We start from the raw sequence: 2228 nt of genomic DNA, 5'->3' as shown, positions 1-2228 counted from the left end.
AGGAGGTGACCGGCCAGCCGACGATCCCGGCGCTCAGCGCCTGACCAGACATGAAGATCACGCGGTAGCCGTCACACACCACGCCAGCGGGCTTGACCCTCGCTGGAACTGTGTCGGGTGTTTGAGCGCGCCTGCGCCCACCGTGGTCAGGCCCGTCCGCTCCTCGAAGACGATGTTCCCGCCCTGGAACTCGCTGCGCGCACCGCCGGCTGTCCGCAAAGTGTCGCTGGTCGGGAAGCCGAGCCAACCCGCCTCCCACCCGAGCCCTCCCCAGGCCGTGCGGATGGCGCCCTGGACGTCGTGGGCCCCGGTCGCGGGAGACCAATAGACAGAGCCGCCGGCGAAGTGGTTGTAACACCCTCCCGGCGGACACACGTCATCCGTCGTCGGGAACCCAAGAGGGCCGGCCTCGGCACCGAGCTCCATCCACTTGTCGCGGATGGCCCCTCGCACGACGTGGGCTCCGCTGGACGGCGACCAGTAGATGGAGCCGCCTTGAAAGTGGTTATAGCAACCCCCGGGTGGGCACACATCGTCGGTCGTCGGAAAGCCCAGCCGGCCGGACTCCCAGCCTTGCGAGCCCCACTTGTCCCGAATGGCGCCTCTGACGATCTGCGCTCCCGTCGAAGGCGACCAGTAGATCGACCCACCCTGGAAGTGGTTGTAGCAGCCGCCCGGAGGGCAGATCTGGTCGGTCGTGGGAAAGCCGAGGCGTCCCGTCTCCCAGCCCTGGTAGGCCCACTTGTCCCGGATATCGCCAGTGACGACGTGCGCACCCGTGGAAGGCGACCAGTAGATCGATCCGCCTTCGAAGTGGTTGTAGCAGCCGCCGGGCGGACACGCCTCGCTCGTAGTCGGCAGACCCAGGGAGCCGTACGGCCCACCCGAAGAAGCGTACTTGTCTCGAATGGCTCCACACACCCGATTGCCGAAATACTGATCACAAGCGCCGTCGTAAGTGAACTCCAGTCTCGGCACATTCGTCGCCGAGTTGTCGGAAGCGAACTTCTTCCAAGAGTAGGAGTCGTCCTCCGGTTCCGGTGCGGTGATCGCCAACGGCATCACATTGCCCGTCTGGCTCCGACTGTCGGCGTAGTACTGCACCCAGTCGGTCATGTTGAAATCCACCCAGCGAGCAGGGCAGGCAGAACTGTACCCGGCCGCGGCGTGCGCGTTGGCAACGATGCCGTAGATATCGGGCTTCGAGTACCACGTGACCGTATTCGGGTCGAAGTCATCAGCGTCGCGAATATCGACCCACCGCGGGCTGCACGAGGGGGCGTAGGTCTCGAACAGGGCCAGCTTGGCCGACTGCACCACCCGGTTCTTCACTGCGCTCACCTCGAAGCGCAGCAGGGAACGCGCAACGGTGTAGCCGCCGTCGTAGGTACCGGCGCGCAGCTCAGTTGAACCACCCTGCGGCGTGTTCACGATGCTGGACTGCACGAAGGTGGCACCGAGCATGCCCAACGCCTGCGTAGGGTCGATAGTGACCGGATAGACGGTGTCGCTCGCGGTGAGAAGAGACTGGTCGGGCGTCAGGACCAGCGTGGCATCGGTCCCCCGCTTGGTGCTATCGACGAGCTCGAGACCGACCTCGCGCAGAGCGGCCGGCTCGTCGCTCTCGGAAATCGTGCGCGCATCCCACATGACCGGCGCGATCGCCGTCCCGACCACCGTCTCGCCGCGCTCAAGGGTGAGCCCGCCGTCGGCGCTCTCGACGACGTCTGCACCATTCGCGGCGATGGGGAAGTGCAGTTCGCGCAGCGCCGCCAAGGTCTTCGAGTCGGGCCGCTGCTTGACCACGACGTGCTGCTCGAAACCTACTCGAGTCGCTGTGAGAACGAGATCGACATTCGGCAACACATCGCGGTAGGTCGCCGTGTTGCTCTCCAGCACAGGCACGGGCAGCGGGCCGTCCCAGTCCAGGCGTAGGGTCGCCGACTTGGCATCGCTCAGTCGCGCCATGGCCTGGGTGCCACCCGAGGAGAAGGTCAGTTCACCTGTCAGTGCAACTGGCTGGACACCGGCGTCTGTGAATTCGAGGGTCGTGTCCACGTCGACCCACTCACCATCGACTTGCGTGCGGACCGGGCCCGCGGACACCTCGACTCGAACCGTGCCGTCCGGCTGAGCCTCGATCCACCGTCGATCTTGGTCGGCTCGGTCGGCCTCTGATCTGATCTTGGTCAGCCGGTGCGGGCGTGAAGCAGCCGCCGGTCTGTCCG

1 protein-coding gene is annotated in these 2228 nt (G+C 65.8%); it reads right to left on the bottom strand.

Annotated elements, in window-relative coordinates:
• Positions 1 to 57: 57 nt before the first annotated feature.
• Positions 58 to 2228: DNRLRE domain-containing protein (locus E9529_RS21285; protein ID WP_236833256.1), on the bottom strand; the 2171-nt coding region annotated here is incomplete at its 5' end.

Origin of the sequence: Blastococcus sp. KM273128 (genome assembly GCF_021698975.1) — a bacterium.
GTDB lineage: Bacteria > Actinomycetota > Actinomycetes > Mycobacteriales > Geodermatophilaceae > Blastococcus.
This window is presented reverse-complemented; position numbering and strand designations above follow the sequence as displayed.